20 protein-coding genes are annotated in these 17,238 nt (G+C 67.4%); 4 read left to right on the top strand and 16 right to left on the bottom strand.

The genetic code is table 11. The features are described from left to right. Window positions 1-37: 37 nt before the first annotated feature. Both WI26_RS28120 and WI26_RS28115 read right to left on the bottom strand, forming a co-directional pair. Window positions 38-277 carry a hypothetical protein gene (locus tag WI26_RS28120; protein WP_059504981.1) on the bottom strand — a complete coding sequence of 80 codons (240 nt, stop codon included), beginning with the start codon at window positions 275-277 and terminating at the stop codon, window positions 38-40. Window positions 278-325: 48 nt separating this feature from the next. Further along, window positions 326-976 carry a BON domain-containing protein gene (locus tag WI26_RS28115; protein ID WP_059504984.1) on the bottom strand — a complete coding sequence of 217 codons (651 nt, stop codon included), beginning with the start codon at window positions 974-976 and terminating at the stop codon, window positions 326-328. Between the two features lie 230 nt (window positions 977-1,206). Between WI26_RS28115 and WI26_RS28110 the strand changes: the two genes are divergently transcribed. Continuing rightward, window positions 1,207-1,872, top strand: a complete 666-nt coding sequence (locus WI26_RS28110; RefSeq protein ID WP_059504986.1) for a nitroreductase family protein — start codon at window positions 1,207-1,209, stop codon at window positions 1,870-1,872. Window positions 1,873-1,976: 104 nt separating this feature from the next. On the opposite strand, the gene WI26_RS28105 is transcribed toward WI26_RS28110, so the two are convergent. The 4 genes from WI26_RS28105 to WI26_RS28090 form a co-directional block, all read right to left on the bottom strand. Continuing rightward, on the bottom strand, window positions 1,977-2,411 hold the full coding sequence (locus tag WI26_RS28105) for an Hsp20/alpha crystallin family protein (protein WP_059504988.1): 435 nt from the start codon (window positions 2,409-2,411) through the stop codon (window positions 1,977-1,979). A 177-nt stretch (window positions 2,412-2,588) separates the two neighbouring features. Beyond that, window positions 2,589-2,864, bottom strand: coding sequence for a DUF1488 domain-containing protein (locus tag WI26_RS28100; protein ID WP_059511410.1), 276 nt, complete (start codon window positions 2,862-2,864; stop codon window positions 2,589-2,591). A gap of 41 nt (window positions 2,865-2,905) precedes the next feature. Then, window positions 2,906-3,379, bottom strand: a complete 474-nt coding sequence (locus WI26_RS28095) for a universal stress protein (RefSeq protein ID WP_069228022.1) — start codon at window positions 3,377-3,379, stop codon at window positions 2,906-2,908. Between the two features lie 154 nt (window positions 3,380-3,533). Then, entirely contained in the window at window positions 3,534-3,974 is a 441-nt protein-coding gene (locus WI26_RS28090) for a hypothetical protein (RefSeq protein ID WP_059504994.1), read from the bottom strand. Between the two features lie 315 nt (window positions 3,975-4,289). Here WI26_RS28090 and WI26_RS28085 point away from each other — a divergent pair, with 315 nt between their 5' ends. Continuing rightward, on the top strand, window positions 4,290-5,894 hold the full coding sequence (locus WI26_RS28085; RefSeq protein WP_069228021.1) for an AAA family ATPase: 1,605 nt from the start codon (window positions 4,290-4,292) through the stop codon (window positions 5,892-5,894). 70 nt (window positions 5,895-5,964) lie between these two features. Here WI26_RS28085 and WI26_RS28080 read toward each other — a convergent pair whose 3' ends face one another. Next, window positions 5,965-6,414: a CBS domain-containing protein gene (locus WI26_RS28080; protein WP_009690614.1), complete on the bottom strand. Its 450-nt coding sequence runs from the start codon at window positions 6,412-6,414 to the stop codon at window positions 5,965-5,967. 309 nt (window positions 6,415-6,723) lie between these two features. Here WI26_RS28080 and WI26_RS28075 point away from each other — a divergent pair, with 309 nt between their 5' ends. After that, on the top strand, window positions 6,724-7,317 hold the full coding sequence (locus WI26_RS28075; protein ID WP_069228346.1) for a rhomboid family intramembrane serine protease: 594 nt from the start codon (window positions 6,724-6,726) through the stop codon (window positions 7,315-7,317). 34 nt (window positions 7,318-7,351) lie between these two features. On the opposite strand, the gene WI26_RS28070 is transcribed toward WI26_RS28075, so the two are convergent. The 4 genes from WI26_RS28070 to WI26_RS28055 form a co-directional block, all read right to left on the bottom strand. Then, window positions 7,352-7,816, bottom strand: coding sequence for a hypothetical protein (locus tag WI26_RS28070; protein ID WP_059504998.1), 465 nt, complete (start codon window positions 7,814-7,816; stop codon window positions 7,352-7,354). A gap of 153 nt (window positions 7,817-7,969) precedes the next feature. Continuing rightward, a complete protein-coding gene (locus WI26_RS28065) occupies window positions 7,970-9,229 on the bottom strand; it encodes a nitrate/sulfonate/bicarbonate ABC transporter ATP-binding protein (RefSeq protein ID WP_069228345.1) in 1,260 nt (419 codons plus the stop codon). Window positions 9,230-9,348: 119 nt separating this feature from the next. Beyond that, a complete protein-coding gene (locus WI26_RS28060) occupies window positions 9,349-11,082 on the bottom strand; it encodes an ABC transporter permease (protein WP_069228020.1) in 1,734 nt (577 codons plus the stop codon). 199 nt (window positions 11,083-11,281) lie between these two features. Next, window positions 11,282-12,241 (bottom strand): acetyltransferase, encoded by a 960-nt coding sequence (locus tag WI26_RS28055; protein ID WP_069228019.1) that lies wholly within the window; start codon window positions 12,239-12,241, stop codon window positions 11,282-11,284. Between the two features lie 44 nt (window positions 12,242-12,285). Between WI26_RS28055 and WI26_RS28050 the strand changes: the two genes are divergently transcribed. Beyond that, window positions 12,286-13,272, top strand: coding sequence for a ribose-phosphate diphosphokinase (locus WI26_RS28050; RefSeq protein WP_196480954.1), 987 nt, complete (start codon window positions 12,286-12,288; stop codon window positions 13,270-13,272). Here WI26_RS28050 and WI26_RS28045 read toward each other — a convergent pair. The 5 genes from WI26_RS28045 to WI26_RS28025 form a co-directional block, all read right to left on the bottom strand. After that, a complete protein-coding gene (locus WI26_RS28045; protein WP_069228018.1) occupies window positions 13,250-14,326 on the bottom strand; it encodes a hypothetical protein in 1,077 nt (358 codons plus the stop codon). The two genes, WI26_RS28050 and WI26_RS28045, sit on opposite strands and share 23 nt — an antisense overlap. Next, window positions 14,323-15,699, bottom strand: a complete 1,377-nt coding sequence (locus WI26_RS28040; RefSeq protein ID WP_069228344.1) for a nicotinate phosphoribosyltransferase — start codon at window positions 15,697-15,699, stop codon at window positions 14,323-14,325. The genes WI26_RS28045 and WI26_RS28040 overlap by 4 nt, the downstream gene beginning before the upstream one ends. Before the next feature lie 79 nt (window positions 15,700-15,778). Continuing rightward, a complete protein-coding gene (locus tag WI26_RS28035; protein WP_069228343.1) occupies window positions 15,779-16,234 on the bottom strand; it encodes a hypothetical protein in 456 nt (151 codons plus the stop codon). Window positions 16,235-16,420: 186 nt separating this feature from the next. Next, window positions 16,421-16,660, bottom strand: a complete 240-nt coding sequence (locus WI26_RS28030; RefSeq protein WP_059505006.1) for a hypothetical protein — start codon at window positions 16,658-16,660, stop codon at window positions 16,421-16,423. Window positions 16,661-16,703: 43 nt separating this feature from the next. Beyond that, entirely contained in the window at window positions 16,704-17,150 is a 447-nt protein-coding gene (locus tag WI26_RS28025; RefSeq protein ID WP_069228017.1) for a hypothetical protein, read from the bottom strand. Window positions 17,151-17,238 lie beyond the last annotated feature (88 nt).

Below are 17,238 nucleotides of genomic sequence, written 5' to 3'. Positions count from 1 at the left end.
CGCGTTCGCCGCTGCGCCCCGCCCTGCGATGCACGGTTCAGATCGTGAAGGTGTTCGACTTCTTCATCTCGATCCACGTCATCCCCGCGCGCAGCGCGTCGATCGCGGCTTCGCGCTCGGTTGCATGCGTCCTGGAGTGTGCGAACGTCCGCTCGCACATGCCGTCCGGCGATCTGAGCGCGACGTGGATCCGGCAGCGGAAGCCGCCGGCTTCGGCCGCGACCGTCTCGATCGCGACCGACCAGTCCGCTTCGTGAAGTTCACCCGAAAGTGTCATCCGACTGCCCTCCTGGATCTCCGTGGACTGCCCATCCGGCTGCCGGCCTTACTCGACCACCAGGTCATCGACGACGGCACGCACGCCGCGCGCCGACCACGCGGCCCCGCGCACGGCCTTGCGTTCGGAGAACGAACCGACCTTGCCGGACAGCCGCACGGTACCGTCGTGCACGTCGATCGCGATGTGCTTCGCCTCGCGCTCCGCGTGGCGCATGATCGCGCGCTTGATATTGCCGCCGATATCGTCCGAACCGACCGTCCCCTGCACCGCGATGTGATCGGTCACGCCCGTCACGCTGCGCATCTGCGAGATCGCGCGCACGGCCAAGTGGCTCTGATACGCCCAGTCGACCTTGCCGGACAACGTGATCCAGCCGCGTTCGACCTGCACCTTGACCGCATCGTCATGCAGGCCGACCGTCCAGTGCAGCACCGAGCGCACCGCTTTCGCGATGTCCTCGTCGGTGCGCACGTCGTCGTCCGGCAGATGCACGGTCATGTCCACGACGAGCGCCTTGACACCGGCCACGCGGTTCGCCGCGCGCTCGATCGCCAGCTTTTCCGCGTAGCTCGGCGGGTGCCCCGAAAGCGTCACGATCCGGTCGGCCACCTCGACGCCGATGCGCGTCGAATCGATCGACGGGTCGGACTCCAGTTCGTCCTGGACATCCTGCTTCAACTGCTTGTCGGTTTTCATCGTCTGCTCTCCTGTGAGCCGCGGCGTGCCTGTGAGCCGCACGTAGCCAGATTTGCACACGCGCGGAACCCGCTCGCTGATGCAGGTCAACGGATGCCCTTCGCCGCACTTCATGGCTGGCCGGTGCGTGGCTTGACGGAAATCAAGCCGATACGGCCGGGCCCGCTTATCGTGAAATCGCCGATGCGCGACGTTCCAGGCACGCGCAATCACGCTTCAAGGAGATTCGAATGACCGAACAGCAGCTGTTGGCCTATTCGCCGGCGCCCGTGATGCAGCCGGCGTCGCCCGAGGGCGAGTCGCCGGCGATCGTCGACCTGCCGCGCCCGATGCTCGACAACGACGTGCCGCTGATGGCGGCGCTCGCGACCCGAATGAGCTCCCGCGAATTCGCCGCCACACCGCTCCCGCCGGCGACGCTCGGCACGATGCTGTGGGCGGCGGACGGCATCAACCGCCCGGCGAGCGGCGGCCGGACCGCCCCATCCGCGCATGCGTTCAATGAAATCGACATCTACGTCGCGCTGCCGTATGGCGTCTATCGTTACGATGCGCCCGCACATCGGCTCGTGCTGAAGCACGCGGTCGATGCACGCAACCTGACCGGTTATCAGGACTTCGTCGGCCGCGCGCCGCTGGATCTCGTCTACGTCGTCCGGACGGCCGCGATACTCGACATGCCGCCGCAGCAACGCGACGTGTTCTCGGCGATCGCGGCCGGCGCCATCGCCCAGAACGTCTCGCTTTACTGCGCGGCGGCCGGCCTCGGAACGGTCGTGCGCGGCTGGATCAATCACCGCACGCTCGCCGACGCGCTGCGGCTGAACGAGGACGAGCTGCCGATCCTCGCGCAGACGGTCGGCTATCGGCCCGGCAGTATGCCGTCGCATGCATGAGGGCAGATTCGGTCGCGCCAACGAAACGGCGCGCGGATCGCTCCGCGCGCCGGATCCTCCCCATGGGCGATGCGTGCCTGCATCGCCCGTTGCCCGTCGTCCGATCAGCTGATCGTGAGTTTCTTCTGCCCGACCGGCGCCTTCTTCGGCAGCGTCAGCGACAGCACGCCATCCTGATACGCCGCCGTCGCGTTCGCATCGTCGATTTCGCCGGACAGCGAGAACGAGCGGCTGATCGCACCGCTGTAGCGCTCGCGCCGGATCACGCGCTCGCCATCCTTCTGCTCGTTGTTGCGTTCGATCTTCGCATTGATCGATACGGTATTGCCCGTCACCTGGACGTCGATGTCGTCCTTTGCGACGCCGGGTAGTTCAGCGTTGACCGTATACGCCTTGTCGTTTTCGGTGACGTCGATCTTCATCGATGCAAGATCGGGTTCGTCGGCAAGCGTCATGCCGCGCAGCGGCCTGAACAGCCCCTGGAACAGGTCGGAAACGGGTTCGATCGAAAACGGATCGTAACGGGTCAGATTGCTCATGGTTCGCACTCCTCATACGGTGACATGCGACCGGCGCTTTCGTCCCGACAGCATCGGCCGCAATGAAGATCGGATGGCGCGGCATCACATGCCGCGCGTGGGACGAATGGTCTTTCGGAATCCAGCGTACCTGCGCGCGCCGGCGTGCGCTTGATGCGCGTCAAGGGCGGCGGTCGATTACGTACAGAACCGGAAATGGCCGCTGTGGAGCAGGATCGGCCGCCCGCCAATTTCCTCGAGCAGACGGCGAGCCGCGCGCTCGATGGCGGGACGATGGCGCGCAAAGGCGTCGACGAGATCCTGCTCGCGAGGCGACGCCGCGCGGAAGTGATCTTCCAGCGCGGCCGAGGTGATCGCGCAGCGCACGCGGCGCCCTTCGACGAGCGCCGGAAAGCACAGCGCGGAATCGAGGTCGCAATACGTCGGATGTTCGGCGGGAAACGATATCTGCATGATGATCACCTGGGCGGGTGGCGTGCCGGGAGGCAGCGACGCTAGGCCACTGCGACCGCGGCGGGAGAGGTATCCTCGCCGCGCACGAGCAGGACCGGGCAAGTCGATGCGCGAAGAAAGCGTTCGGCGACGCTGCCGAGCACCAGCCGCCGGACACCACGTCGACCGTGCGTGCCGACCACGGCCAGATCGATCGAATGATCGACGACGTAGCGCTGCAGGCGCTCCGCGACGTCCTGGCCGAGATCGGTCTCGATGATCTCCGTTTCGCCGTTGACCGCCGCGCGCGAGATCGCCCGGTCGGCGTCTCGCAAGATCTCGGCGCCATGGCGCCGAATCTCGTCGAGCAACGCTTCGGGCTCCATGCGCCCGCCATAGGCGAACAGCGTGGATTTGTCGACGACGAATACGGCAAACAGGCGGGCGCCGCATAACCTGGCCATCCGGAGACCTTCGTCGAGCGCCTGATTCGCCGAAGGACTGCCGTCCGTGGCAACCATGATATTCGTGTACATGCGAGCCTCGCTGATGAACCGATGCGCCGGCGGCGTTCGGATTCGCTTCCATCATCGGTGCTCGCCGCAAGCGGGCGTTGACCGAGGTCAACGGTTTGGAGCCGCTGCGAACCGGCGCGAGAAGAAACGGGCGGCCGTTGGCCGGCATCCGCCGCTAGCTCGGCGGGTTCTCGTCCGCCCGGAAGCCTTGCTCTATTTCGAGGATCTTCCGGGCACACGCATCGTATTGCCATCCCGGGCCGCCGTTGCTGTCATACATGCCCTTGCACATCGCCTTGAGCCGGATCACCGAGCCGCCGCCGCCCGATTCCGCGCGCGATGCCCAAAGATAGACTTCTCCAGCCAGATACGGCTGCGCCGTTTCGATCCGGTCCGTGCCGAATCGCGTGATGCGGGTCGACGAATGATCCTGGACGTAGCGCCGGGTGCGGCTCCACGCCCGGTCGCATTCGGACGGGGTCGAACATTGCAGCGATGCGGCCTGGCGCATCGCAAGCAGCCGTGTTTCCATCGTCCTGAATGTCTCGGTTCGCTCCGCCCCCGCACATGCACCCAGCGCGAGCAGCACACCCATCGCCAATGCCCGTTGTTTCATCGTCAATGCCTCGCCAGGCCGTTAATTCCGCGCATGGTCGCGCGCCGCTTTACGCTGTCTCTGGAACCGACTGTATTGCCGCTCCGGTGAATGCCGTTGACCTGCGTCAAGCGCCCCTGTCGCGCGGCTCGCTTGACTGGCATCAAGCCGGAAAGCGCCCTGGTCGGTTGCAATAGGATTCGTCGAGCCGGTCACGCCTGGCCTGCCAGCCGGATACTGCAGCATCGGGCAGACGAGAACGTGCGTGCTCGTTTCGAATCCAACCCGGCGGTGTGCCAAGACATACGCGCGCCCCATATGACCCAACCGTTCATCATGTCCCGAGCGCCGCATGTCCGATTCGCGCTGAATCGCGCAAATGCACGACGAACGTCGACGCAATTCGATCGCGCGATGTGCAGACCCACCACCTATCCCCACCCCGCAGGCCGGATCGAGCGGATCGAAACTCACCTGTCCGTCGTTTATCTGGCCGGACGCTATGCGTACAAGCGCATCAAGCCGGTGCGCTTCGCCTTCGTCGATCTCATGCGGCCTGCGCAGCGGCGCCGCTGCGCGCTCGCGGAGTGCGCGCTCAATCGACCGTTCGCCGGCCCGCTGTACCTGGGTGTCTGGCCGCTCGTCGCGCACGGCCGGCGATGCGCGTTCGCTGCACCGGTGCCGATCGGCGGCCGCCGGCGCAGGCAAAGGACGGTGCCGGGCGAGTACGTGGTGCGCATGCGCCGGTTCGACGCGCAGGCGATGTTGTCGGTTCGCAGCGCATCGCGTGATGACGGTCTGGCGGACGCGGATGCCCTCGCCGATACGCTCGCCCACCATCATCTGCGTGCGCCGCGCCGTGCGCCGCGCGGCCATCACGGCAGCGCGGCGAGCGTCGCGGCCCAGTGCCGGCCGTTGCTCGATACGCTCGACGTCGCGGCACCGGACGAAGCCGCGCTGCGCGCCTGGTACGAAGCCGAACTGACCCGCATCGCGCCGATGCTCGCCGATCGGCACGCGCTCGGTTTCGTGCGTGCGTGTCACGGCGACCTGCACCTCGAGAACATCGTGCGCTGGCGGAACCGGATCCTGATGTTCGACTGCATCGAATTCGACGACGCGCTGCGCTGGATCGACGTGGCGAGCGATCTCGCATTCGCGCTGATGGATTTCTCGGCCCACGGACGCGAGGATTGCGCCCACCGCCTGCTGTCAGGCTGGCTGGCGCGCACGGGCGACCATGCGGCACTGGGCGTGCTGCCGTGCTACGTCGTCTACCGTGCGCTGGTACGCGCACTGACCGCCCGGCTGCGCGGCGACGAAGCGGCGCGCGCCGGCTATCTGCGCACTGCGTCGGCGATGGCCGCTGCACGACGCGATGCGCAGCCGGCGTTGCTGTTGTGTCACGGGGTTTCCGGCTCGGGCAAATCGCTGGCCAGCCGTGCACTGGCCGCGCAACTCGGCGCCATCCGGTTGTCCAGCGACGTCGAGCGCAAGCGCCTGGCTGGTACAGCGGACAATACGCGCCTGTCCCCCGGTGCCTACTCGGACACGGCGATCGACGAGATCTACGAAAGACTGCTTTCGGAGGCTCGCGTGGTTCTCGACAGCGGCTACACGGCGATCGTCGACGCGACGTTCCTGCGCCGACACAACCGGACGGCATTCATTGCCCTCGCCGCACGGCTTGGCGTGCGCGTCGCGATGCTCGACTTCACCGCGAGTCGGGCGACGCTCGCCGCGCGCGTCGCGGCCCGGGCGGCACGCGGACGCGATGCGTCCGACGCCGACACCGTGGTGCTGGCCCGGCAGATCGAGCATGCCGACCCGCTGACCGAAGCCGAAGCCGCGATCGCGATTCGTTTCGACACCGATTGCGATGCCACGGCGTACGAAAGCCGCGCGTTCTGGGCGCCGTTGTTCGCCACGCTGCACACGTAAGCGTGCGGTGCGAATGCCTCGGGCAAGCAGCCCGGCCTCGCCGGGCGCCGCCCCTCCCGGCGCCGCAGCGTCACGCGCGGAAACGCTGCTCCTCGATCTGCTGCAGCTTGCCGACTTCGGCGACACCGCCGAGCAGCCCCGCGAGATGCTCGACGATATCGTCGAGCGTCACGATGCCCGCGAGGCGGCCGGCATCGTCGACGACCGGCAGCCTCCGGATGCCCGAGCGGCGCATCTCCTCGAGCGCCACGCCAATCTCGTCCGTGTCTGACACGACGACGAGACCGCGCGACATGATCTGGCCTGCCGTCACGTCGCCCGGATCGTCGCCTCGGGCCATCACTTCGATCACCAGGTCGCGATCGGTGACCAGGCCGATCGGAATGGCTTCGCCATTGCGGTACTCGATCACGACGATGTCGCCGACATGCGCGTGCCGCATGCGATCGGCCAGTTCAAACGCACTGCATTCGGCCGTGCACGATTCGACCGGTTGGGTACTGATTCTTCCGATGTGCATGATGAGGCTCCCGTTGCCCTTTGCGTGGACGATACGCATGCGCACCGCCGCGCGGCGACGCATGTTTCCCGAGTTCAGGGTAAGCGCGGCGCCCCGGGCGGCCTTGACGCACGTCAACCTGCGGCTCGCCGTCGACGGCTGACGGCTTTGAGGCAATCCGGTTCGGCCGGAAAGCTGCAACTGGCGACGTCCATGATCTGCCGCAACGGCCATGCACGCGGCATCGCTAACGTGACGGTATATCGTGAAAACTGGATCCGGCCGCACCGCTGGCCGGCAACGCCACATCTCTCCTCGGATTCCGTCGCCATGACCTTCGCGTTGATTCTGGTGAACGTCGCCGTGTTCATCGCCGAGGCGAGCGGCTGGCCGGTGCTCATCGACCAGTTCGCGCTATGGCCGCCCGCACGACCGGGCGCGCCGGCAACACCGGACTTCCACGTCTGGCAGTTGCTGACCTACAGCGTGCTGCATGCCAGTCTCGCCCACATCGCGTTCAACATGTTCGGGCTCTACATGTTCGGTCGCGACGTCGAACGCGTGCTCGGGCGTGCGCGCTTTCTCGCGCTCTATCTGGCGAGTGTGCTGGCCGGCGCGATCACGCAGCTCGCGGTGATCCGCGCGCTGCCGCCCAGCGACGCGCCGACCGTCGGTGCGTCGGCCGGCGTGTTCGGCGCGCTGATCGCCTACGCCGTGCTGTTTCCGAAACGGCGCGTCGTGCTGCTGTTTCCGCCGGTACCGATGCCCGCATGGCTCTTCGCGACCGGTTATGCGTTGACCGAATTGCTGTCCGGGCTCAGCGGCGACACGAGCGGCGTCGCGCATTTCGCACATCTCGGCGGCATGCTCGGCGCGCTCGTGTGCCTCGCCTTCTGGCGAAAACGCGCGGACGAGCGCGCGTGACGCGTGTTCCCGTCGATCCCGCCGATGGCGCGAACTAGATGCTGAGATATCCCTGAAACAGCCACGGCGGGCCGGCTCTCTCGCCTGTCGTGCGACCGCTCCCCGCAGGCACGCAGACGCCCGAAAAACCGGGCGACCCGTCCTGCCAGAACGTCGGCACGAAGGAAAATTCGCCATTGACCGTCACGACGAAGTCGCGATTGAACTGCGATGGCGCGAAAATCGTCACCTCGCGGAAGAACGACGCGGCCTCGTCGTGCGCCGTGCTGCGCGCGGCAAGCAGCCCCCGTGAGTCGTAACGCGCCGGCAGCGTGTAGGTCTTCCCGCCGCGCTCGACCGCCTCCGCCGGCGTGAAAACGAGTTCAACACCCGGATACGGCAGGCGGTAAGGCTCGCGACAGATCGGGCCGTCGGGCCCGAGCGCGAGCGGCGGATGAGCCCAGAGCGAAAGCGACAGCGGGCTCGTGCGCTGGGCGAAGTATTCGGAAAGCCAGTTCATGGTCAGTCCTCCCGTGAACGGTCATTGATGGCGAGTTGCGGAGCTTGTCTGCCGGATCGACGCGGTCGCGTCGACGGTTCTTCCAGCGTCGCACGCGCCGCCGCGCGACGCTTGATGCCGATCAAGCACGTAGCCGACGTGCGGCCCGAACGGTCAGCGGCCGAACGTCCGGGTATGGTCGTCGTAGTCGAACAGTCCCGCGTAGCGGCCCCAGTCGGTCACGACCCGCAGCGCCTGGTCCGCGCTGCGCGGATCGAGATGATCCTCGAGTTCGAGCTCGAAACGCTCGCGCGGCGCGCGATGCCCTTCGCGTTCGCCCAGCACTTCGTCGATATGCGCGGCGAGCGGCACGAACCGGACGAGATGTTCGCTGAACAGACGCCGCCGCGCATCGTCGTCGCTTTGCGCGAACACATGGCCCGCGGCACTCAGCCGGATGGTCTGGTCGTGCCATTCGGCAAACGCGAGCAGATGAAGCGCGGCCGCCGTCGAATACAGCGCGTCGGTCCGCAGCGCGAGCGCCGATGCAATCGTGCCGAGCTCCGCATGGCCGTCGTACGGCGCGGCCGCGAGCGCGTCGACGAATCCGGCGAGATGGTGGCTCGACACGTCGGGCAGCTTCATGGCCAGCGCACTGCCCGTCGCCGCCCGGCCCGCCGTCGCGTCGGTGATGCGTGCGGTCAGCGTCGCATAGATCCTGCCGACGATCGCCTGAACGGCCGGATCGTGCCGACTGCGCGGACGCGGCAGCGGCACGTTCAGCGTCGCCTCGATGTGCGCCGGACCAGCGCCGAGCACCAGAATGCGATCGCACATGAGCACGGCTTCCTCGATGTTATGCGTCACCATCAGCACCGACCGGATCGACAGCTGGTGCGCGTCCCACAGGTCGAGAAAATCGGTGCGCAGCGTTTCCGCGGTCAGCACGTCGAGCGCCGAGAACGGCTCGTCCATCAACATCAGCACGGGTTCGCTGACGAGCGCGCGGGCGAACCCCACCCGCTGACGCATGCCGCCCGACAGCTCGCGGGGAAACGCCGATTCGAACCCGTCGAGACCGATCAGCTCGATCGCGGCGGCCGCGCGTGCGCGTGCGTCCTCTGACGCCAGGCCCTGCGCGTCGAGACCAAGCTCGACGTTTTCGATGACGGTCAGCCACGGGTACAGCGCGAAGGTCTGGAATACCACTGCGATGCCGTCGGTCGGACCGGCGAGCGGTGCACCGCGATAGGTCACCGCGCCGGACGAGGGCTTGACGAGCCCGCCGGCGATCCTCAGCAGGGTGGATTTGCCCGAGCCCGAGCGGCCCAGCAGCCCCAGGATCTCGCCTTCATGCAACGCGAGGTCGATATCGGCCAGCACGTGCAGCGGTTCGCCGGACGGCTTCGTGAACGACTTGCATACGGCGCGCATCTCGAGCACGACGGCCGTCTCCTCCAAAGTCGGCGCAGCCGCGCTCGCGACGTTCCCTTCCGTGCATTCGCTGAGGTTCGGCACGCGGGTCTCCCGTGAGTAAATGATCGATCGAGGGCTCAATCGAGCCGTGTGCGGCGCTCCGCGAACGCGTACATCGGGCGCCACACGAGCCGGTTGGTCGCGATCACGAGCAGCGACATCACGGCGACGCCGAGCGCGATGCGCGGATAGTCGCCGGCGTCGGTCATCCGCGCGATATAGGCGCCGAGTCCGCCGGCATCCAGGCGTGTGCTGCCCCAGCTCACGGCCTCGGCGACGATGCTCGCGTTCCATGCGCCGCCCGACGCGGTAATCGCGCCCGTCACGAAGTACGGCAGGACGCCCGGCAGCATGACGTGTCGCCACCAGGTCGCCGGCCGCACGCGGAAGCATGCGGCCGCTTCGCGCAGGTCGGCCGGGAATGCGCTCGCCCCCGCAATCACGTTGAACAGCACATACCATTGCGCGCCCAATATCATCAGCGGGCACAGCCAGATGTCGGGTTGGAGCCGCAGGCGCACGATCGCGAACACCGCGACCGGAAACAGCAGGTTGGCCGGAAACGCGGCGAGGAACTGCGTGACCGGCTGCATGCGGGCGGCCACGCCCGGCCGGAGGCCGATCGCGATGCCGATCGGCACCCAGATCATCGACGCGAGGGTGACCAGCACCGTCACGCGGACGAACGTGAGCCCTCCTTCGCTTGCGACGACGCGCAGGTCCGTCCAGGTGAGCGTCGCGCGGCCGAGCCGGAACAGTTCATACGCCGCATACGCGCATCCCGCGCCGCACAGCGCGAACCAGAGCACGTCGCCCGTGCGTCGCGGCAGCACGATCCGGTCGCGCCATGCCGACATGAACCCGCGCAGCCGCGCGCGCGCCGCACGGCGCAGCAGCGCCCGGACCGGGCCGCTCGCACGGCCCATCCATCTCGATCGGTGGAACAGGTCGAGCATCCAGCTGCGCGACGCGACCGTGGGCGCGGCATCGCCATAGCGGAACCGTTCCGACCATGCGACCAGCGGCCTGAACAGCAACTGGTCGTACAGGACGATCGCGACGCTCATCGCGACGATCGCCCAGCCCACGGCAGCGAGGTCGCGGTTCGCGATCGCCTGCGCGACGTAGGCGCCGACGCCCGGCAGGTCGACGTGCAGGTTGCCGACCGCGATCGCCTCGGATGCGACCACGAAAAACCAGCCGCCCGACATCGACATCATTGCGTTCCAGACGAGTCCCGGCATCGCGAACGGCACGTCGAGGCGCCAGAAGCGCTGCCATGCGGACAACCGGAAGCTGCGACTGGCCTCGTCGAGATCGAGCGGCACCGTGCGCAGCGCCTGATAGAAGCTGAACGTCATGTTCCACGCCTGGCTGGTGAAGATCGCGAAGATCGCCGCGCACTCGGCGCCGAGGATCCGCCCCGGAAACAGCGACAGGAAAAACAGCACCGTAAACGATAGGTAGCCGAGGATCGGCACCGACTGCAACACGTCGAGCAGCGGGATCAGCACGCGCTCGGCGCGACGGCTGCGCGCCGCCGCGGTCGCGTAGACGAACGTGAACACGATCGACGCGAGCAATGCCGCGAACATGCGCGCGACGGTGCGCAGCGTGTAGCCGGGCAGCGCCGCGGGCGACAGCGAAATGGCCGGCGGATGCGCCACCGCCAGCGGGCCGGCCATCTGGCGCGCCGAGATGCCGGCCAGCAACAGGAAACCGACCACGATCAGCATCGCGGCGAGATCCCGCCAGCCCGGCACGGGCAGCGTCCAGCGCCCGCCCCGCAATACCTCCGCATGGTGCTCCACGACCCCTCTCCCCGCCGGTGATGGCGGTTCATCTTCCCGGGCGGAGCGGCCGGCACGCTTGACATGCATCAACCGCCCCGCATTGCGCGGCGCCACGATTGCAGCGAGTCTTTCCGCGCAACGGCCACCGTTCAGGAGCATCCCGATGACACTCGTTCCGGCCATGCCGTGCCGCACCGACGAGCGTGCCTGCGTCGGCTCACGCGGCGGGGTACGCGTTCGCCAGCGCCGCGACGAACGCGTCGAGGCGCTCGGGCGCGAGCCCGTTGATGCCGGCCGCCCCTTCCCGGCCGCCGCCCCCCGGAAATGCGCGACACAGACGATCGGCGCCGTACGGTGCGGAGACGGGCGCGCGAACGCTGACGATGTACCCGCCCGAGGCCGACACCGTCAGCACCGCGTGAGCGCGTGTCGCGTCGCCACGCGCGAGCCGATTGGCGAAAACGCCGCGCACGCGACGCGCCCAGCGCGTGTCGGGAAGGATATAGACGTCCGCTCCCGGCAGCGCGATGTTCGCGCGCTGTCGCGCCGCACGCGCGATATCGCGTCGCCGGTTGGCGTCGAGCCGCCGCGCAAGCGGCGACTTCGCGAACTCGAGCGGGTCCGCATATGGCCGCACCGCCGTGTATACGGCCAGCGGTGCCATGAAGAGGTCGTCCGGGCAATCGCCGTAACCGTTGTAATTGACGGATTCGCCGAGCACCTGCAGACGGTAGGCATCGGCGTCGGTCAGGCCGCAAGCGGCGGCGAGCCTGCCGGCCACGCCGACGAGATTGTCGCCGTACGCGCCGACCACCGCCCAGATTCGCTGCCGGCCCGCCAGGTACCGGTCGACGATGACACTCGTACAGGTGTCCGGCGCCGTGTCGACATGCGCGTGAAGGCGCGGATGGTCGGGCACGGCGCCGGGCATGTGGTGATCGAAATAGTCGACATCGACCCCGCGCGCCAGCAGCGCATCGAGCGCCGCGCGGTTCACGTCGAGCGAAACGTCCAGCACGGTGACGATGTCGCCTCGGGCGGCCGACACGCGCGCGAGCAGCGCGATGTCGCGCTTGGGCCCCGTCACGAGCACCGACTCGGCCGGCATCTCGAGCCGGAGCTGATGAAGCGAACAGATGCCGTCCGCATCACCGTTGAACACGTCAAAGTGCGTCATGATGCGCGACGATCGATGACTGCATGAATCGAGGTAGCCATGCCATGGAACGACTCCCTTTCAGCCTGTTTGCGTTCGCCTCGTGTCGCGCGTTCGGCGAACGAATCGCAGCCCGTCTCGGCGTCACGCTCGCCGCGCACGAGGAACGTCCGTTCGAGGACGGTGAACACAAAACGCGCGCGCTTGCCAGCGTGCGCGGACACGACGTCTACGTCGTTCAGTCGCTGCACGGAGAGCCAGGCATTTCCGTCAACGACAAGCTGTGCCGATTGCTGCTTTTCATCGGTGCGTTGAAGGACGCGTCGGCCGCACGCGTCTGCGCGGTCACGCCCTACCTGTGCTACTCGCGCAAGGACCGCCGGTCTCAGCCGCGCGATCCGGTATCCACGCGCTATGTCGCCATGTTGCTCGAAGCAGTGGGTGTCGATCGTGTCGTCGCGATCGACATCCACAACATCGCAGCGTTCCAGAACGCGTTTCGCTGCCCGACGGAGCATCTCGAGGCGAACGGCATGCTGGTCGAATGGTTCGCCTCGCAAGCCGGCGAACGGCCGGTCGTGGTCGTATCGCCCGACGCAGGCGGCGTGCGACGGGCCGAGGATTTCCGTGCGAGGCTGGAAACGCGCATCGGGCGCCCGGTCGACGCGGCATTCGCCGGCAAGCTGCGCAGCGGCGGCATCGTGACGCCCAAGCCGATCGTCGGCGAGGTCGCCGGCCGTTGCGCCGTCATCGTCGACGACCTGATCGGTACCGGGACGACATTGGCCCGCACGGCCGAGGATTGCCGCACGCTCGGCGCACAATCCGTCTACGCGGTCGCGACGCATGGGATGTTCTTTGATGACGCGCCCGTACTGCTCGGCGGCGATGCGCTCGCCGGCGTCGCCGTGACCGACACGGTGCCGCCCTGGCGCGTGCCGGCCGGGCCGCTCAAGGACAAGCTCGCGGTGCTCGACAGCGCTCCGCTGTTTGCCGAGGCGATTGCGCGTATCCATCGCGGCGGCTCGCTCACCGACCTGTTGCGGCGCTGACGTGGCTTGCCACCCACGTGCGCTCGCAGCCGTCGGCGTGCCGCCGGGCGAGTGCGATATACGTGCTCGCGCGATCGCGCCAGACCGGCGTCGCTCTGAATTCGGGCTCGCGCAGGTGCCACACGGCAAGCCGCGCGCGCGTCATGGCCCGGCAGCTCTGGTAGAAATGCACGCATCCGTCATCGACATCGTCGCCGCTCGCCGAGTGGTAGGCGTTGATCAGGGTGTCCGCGAAACCCGCTGCGCCGAGACGCTCGCATTCGAGCGCGAGAAAGCCGACCTCGTCCGCCGCATCCTGGATTCTCAGTCGTCTGCAGAATTCGAGGCAATCGATGATCGCGACCGGATCGTCGATGCAGACGTGTTCGGGACGCAGATCGCCGTGCCCTTCGACGACATGCCCCTGTCTCACACGCAGGTCGAAGCGCGCGGCTTCGCACACGAGCAACGATCGCTGCCGCGCGCAGAGTGCCCGCACGGTATCGGCGGACTGGCCCGCGAGCGGCTTGCACAACGCGCGTTCATTGGTGTCGATCGTGCGACGCAGCGCTTCCCGATACGCCGCACCGTCGATTCGCGCGGGTGCCAGGGCATGGTAGAACGCGCTCAGGCGAACCGCGATGCGATATGCATCGTCTGCCGTAGCCATGCCGCGCGACAACGCGCGGTCGAGCATGCGTGCGGCCGGCAGGCGCCGCATCCTGACCAGCCAGTCGACGATTTCTCCGGGCCCGTCCGCGCGCAGGCAACCGTGGGCGTCGACGACGAGCGGCACCACATCGAGATAGACATCGGCGGCAAGACGACGGTTCAAACGCACCTCCTCGCAACAGAAGCGATAGCGAGCGGCCAGCGTTCGAAAATCGAGTTGCGGCGCGCGTACGGGCTTCTTGAGTTTCCACGCGTACCGGTCCGTCAGGAATACCCATGACATGTGCGTCTCCACCGCCTCGACCGATCTCGTGCCGTCCGGCCAGGCCGAGGGCGCGCGCAATGCGACCACCTTGTCGCTCAGCGTGATCGCGCGGCCGGCCGGGATACGTGCATCGTTCATGCCGCTTGCTGCCTCGCGTACGCGTCCAGCCTGGCATTCTCCTGCGCGACGAGTGTCGCCAGCGCCGGAGAAATCGCCGCCTGCATCGGCATGACGGGCGCCAGCGCCTGCATCGAATCGGGCAGCGCGGACAGTTCGCGCATTGCATGAATGCGGCTCTCGCCGAGCGTGGGGGCCGCGAGTCGCGATCCGCCGATCATGACGGGCCGCAACAGCGGCATTCCGTCGCTGCGCTCGCCGTCGAGTCCGAGGCTGTCGGCGGCGATTCGGCCGTCCCGGTCGTATTGCCGGAACACCTGCTTGCGGCCGGGTAGCGTGGCCTTGCCCTCGGATCGCTTGCAGCGCGCCCGGCCCGCATACTCGACGAGCTTGTACGCGCAGTCGAGGCACGGTGCATCCGCCGACGTACTCATCTGTGTGCCGATTCCGAAACCGTCGATTGGCGCATGCTGATGGACAAGCTCTCGCAGCCGGATTTCATCGAGATTGCCGCTCGCGAAGATCGTCGCTTCCGTCAGGCCGCCATGATCGAGAATCGCGCGCACGTTGCGCGCGTGCGCCGCCAGATCGCCGCTGTCGATCCGGACGCCCTTGATGCGCACGTTATCGGACGCAAGGCGCCGCGCGAGTTCAACGACCTTGTGCGCCGCGCGCTCCGTATCGTACGTATCGATCAGCAGTAACGCGTTATCCGGCTGCGATCTCGCAAAGTGCTCGAACGCGAGCGCTTCGTCGTCGTGCGCCTGGACGTATGAATGCGCCATCGTGCCGTACACGGGAATGTCGTAGCGCAACCCCGCGAGCAGGGTCGCCGTGCCGGCGAAACCCGCCAGGTAGCTGGCCCGCGCGGACAGCATCGCCGCCTCCGCGCCATGCGCGCGCCGCATGCCGAAGTCGACCAGCAACCTGCCATGCGCGACGAGCGCAGCGCGTGCGGCCTTGCTCGCAACCAGCGTTGCGTAATGGAGCAGGTTCATCACGCGGCTCTCGACGAACTGCGCCTCGCGAAGCGGCGCCGTGATCCGCAGGATCGGTTCGTCGGCGAAGAACACCGTGCCTTCCGGCATCGCGTCGACCGCGCCCGTAAAGCGGAAGCCGGCGAGCGACGCAAGGAAATCCGCTCGCAAGCGCCCGGTCGCGGCCAGTCGCTCGAGGGTGGCGGCCGTAAAGCGCAGACCCGACAGATAGTCGAGGACGGGCGCCAGCCCCGCCGCCATCAGGAATGCCCGATGCTCGGGCAACGCCCTGACGAAGAACTCGAAGCTGGCCATGTCGTTCATTCCGGCATCGAACGCGGCCTGCATCATCGTCAGTTCATACCAATCCGTCAGCAACACGTCGTCGACGTCAGCGTCCGGCCAGGATCCGTTCATCATGTGCCCTCCCGCGTCGCTCGCACGCAATCGAGCAGCCGGTACGCGGCCGCCTCGTTTCGAACGAGCGTCGCTTCCGTCATTGCGACGCCGCGTCCGGACTCGACGGAACCGCGGTCCACACGCCATTGCATGACGCGACATATGGATAGTATCCGCGCGGGTCGTTGCAGTAGTACCACGCGCGTGCCGGCGGCAGCCGGGCCGGGGTCGGCGGCGGCCGCTGAACGACGATCGCCGGCGGAATGTAGGTCGGGTACGGATACATCGGTTCAGGATAGATGTACCAGTAGCCGTCGACGATCCACCACCACGCGTAACGCCCGCCGTGCCAGTCCTGGACCCATCGACCGCCCCGCCACCGCGCACGCTCCGTCGGCGCGAAGTGGCGAAAGTCCCGCCCGTGGAAATCCCTGCCGTGGACATCCTGGCGGGGGACGTGGCGTGCATGCTGCGCATGCGCCTGCTGCGTCGGCACGCAGCAGGCCGCCGCGCACAGCACGAGCACACGGCATGCGCGACTGAGCCTGTTCATGGTCGTCATTTCTGTGCAGAGATGCGATCCATCGTATTGAGGCCGTCCCGCGCGGCTTTGACCGGGATCAACGCATGCCCGCCGCCCGGCGGGATGCCGGCGCCCCGGCATTTGCAGGCTCCAGGTCGTGCCGCACGCGCAGCGTTCGTGCCACCGTGCTCGCCGGTTCACATGCAGCGCCGCCGGTCAGTACGTGAACGTGTCCGATTTCTTCATTTCCACCCATGTCATTCCGCTGCGCAGCCCCTCCAGCGCTGCCTCGCGCTCAGTCGCGAATACCCGATGGTGTGGAAAGACATGCTCGCACCTGCAATCGGGTGAGCGGACCGTCACGTGGACACGGCAGCGGTAGCCGCCGGTCGCGACGCCAACCGTTTCGATCGCCACGGTCCAGTCCGCGTCGTTCAGTTCACCGGAAATCGTCATGATCGTTCCTCTCCTTTTGCCGTGCGAACGCATGCCGCGTCCATCATCGGCCGCGCCGCGAGCCGCGATGGCGATATCCGGCCCGCCGCATGAAGATCCATATCGGCCCGGCGACAAGGCCCAGGACCGCCGCCCACAACAGAAGCACATAGCCGAACAATTGCCAGAATTCACCGACCCGCTGCTGCAGGATCCACGTGCGGTATGACGCGACGTCGCTCGCGGCATCGGGATACGACGCGCGATAAACGAACAGCGACAGGCAGACGTCCTGTTCGGGAATCGGCGTCGTCAGCATCGATCCGGCCGGCCGAGCACCCACGCGCCCGCATTCCGGCGCGTTCATGCCGGCCACGACACCGGGGCTCACAGGATGGTCGTGGATCGCGCCGAGCCACGTCGTCGCGCTCGACAGCAGCAGGCAGAAACCGATTGCACCGAGCCACCGGCGCATCCAGGTGCGCGGGCCGGTATGCCGGCCGCGTGTCATGGGATTGCGCGCGCCCGAAGGGCACATCGCACCGGCATCGAGACCGCCGCCGCATCATGCGCGGCGCGACGGGAGCGGGAACCGACCG

This window comes from Burkholderia diffusa (assembly GCF_001718315.1).
GTDB lineage: Bacteria > Pseudomonadota > Gammaproteobacteria > Burkholderiales > Burkholderiaceae > Burkholderia > Burkholderia diffusa_B.
The sequence above is the reverse complement of the archived record's forward strand: the minus strand, read 5'-3'. Positions and strand labels throughout refer to the sequence as shown.

Coding starts and splice junctions, on each gene's coding strand:
- WI26_RS28050 (WP_196480954.1), top strand. CDS start 12,286: ATGGAACGACTCCCTTTCAGCCTGTTTGCGTTCGCCTCGTGTCGCGCG.
- WI26_RS28055 (WP_069228019.1), bottom strand. CDS start 12,241: ATGACGCACTTTGACGTGTTCAACGGTGATGCGGACGGCATCTGTTCG.
- WI26_RS28075 (WP_069228346.1), top strand. CDS start 6,724: ATGACCTTCGCGTTGATTCTGGTGAACGTCGCCGTGTTCATCGCCGAG.
- WI26_RS28115 (WP_059504984.1), bottom strand. CDS start 976: ATGAAAACCGACAAGCAGTTGAAGCAGGATGTCCAGGACGAACTGGAG.
- WI26_RS28095 (WP_069228022.1), bottom strand. CDS start 3,379: ATGTACACGAATATCATGGTTGCCACGGACGGCAGTCCTTCGGCGAAT.
- WI26_RS28090 (WP_059504994.1), bottom strand. CDS start 3,974: ATGAAACAACGGGCATTGGCGATGGGTGTGCTGCTCGCGCTGGGTGCA.
- WI26_RS28120 (WP_059504981.1), bottom strand. CDS start 277: ATGACACTTTCGGGTGAACTTCACGAAGCGGACTGGTCGGTCGCGATC.
- WI26_RS28110 (WP_059504986.1), top strand. CDS start 1,207: ATGACCGAACAGCAGCTGTTGGCCTATTCGCCGGCGCCCGTGATGCAG.
- WI26_RS28035 (WP_069228343.1), bottom strand. CDS start 16,234: ATGAACAGGCTCAGTCGCGCATGCCGTGTGCTCGTGCTGTGCGCGGCG.
- WI26_RS28105 (WP_059504988.1), bottom strand. CDS start 2,411: ATGAGCAATCTGACCCGTTACGATCCGTTTTCGATCGAACCCGTTTCC.
- WI26_RS28100 (WP_059511410.1), bottom strand. CDS start 2,864: ATGCAGATATCGTTTCCCGCCGAACATCCGACGTATTGCGACCTCGAT.
- WI26_RS28070 (WP_059504998.1), bottom strand. CDS start 7,816: ATGAACTGGCTTTCCGAATACTTCGCCCAGCGCACGAGCCCGCTGTCG.
- WI26_RS28030 (WP_059505006.1), bottom strand. CDS start 16,660: ATGACGATTTCCGGTGAACTGAACGACGCGGACTGGACCGTGGCGATC.
- WI26_RS28085 (WP_069228021.1), top strand. CDS start 4,290: ATGTCCCGAGCGCCGCATGTCCGATTCGCGCTGAATCGCGCAAATGCA.
- WI26_RS28065 (WP_069228345.1), bottom strand. CDS start 9,229: ATGCGCGCCGTATGCAAGTCGTTCACGAAGCCGTCCGGCGAACCGCTG.
- WI26_RS28045 (WP_069228018.1), bottom strand. CDS start 14,326: ATGAACGATGCACGTATCCCGGCCGGCCGCGCGATCACGCTGAGCGAC.
- WI26_RS28025 (WP_069228017.1), bottom strand. CDS start 17,150: ATGACACGCGGCCGGCATACCGGCCCGCGCACCTGGATGCGCCGGTGG.
- WI26_RS28040 (WP_069228344.1), bottom strand. CDS start 15,699: ATGAACGGATCCTGGCCGGACGCTGACGTCGACGACGTGTTGCTGACG.
- WI26_RS28080 (WP_009690614.1), bottom strand. CDS start 6,414: ATGCACATCGGAAGAATCAGTACCCAACCGGTCGAATCGTGCACGGCC.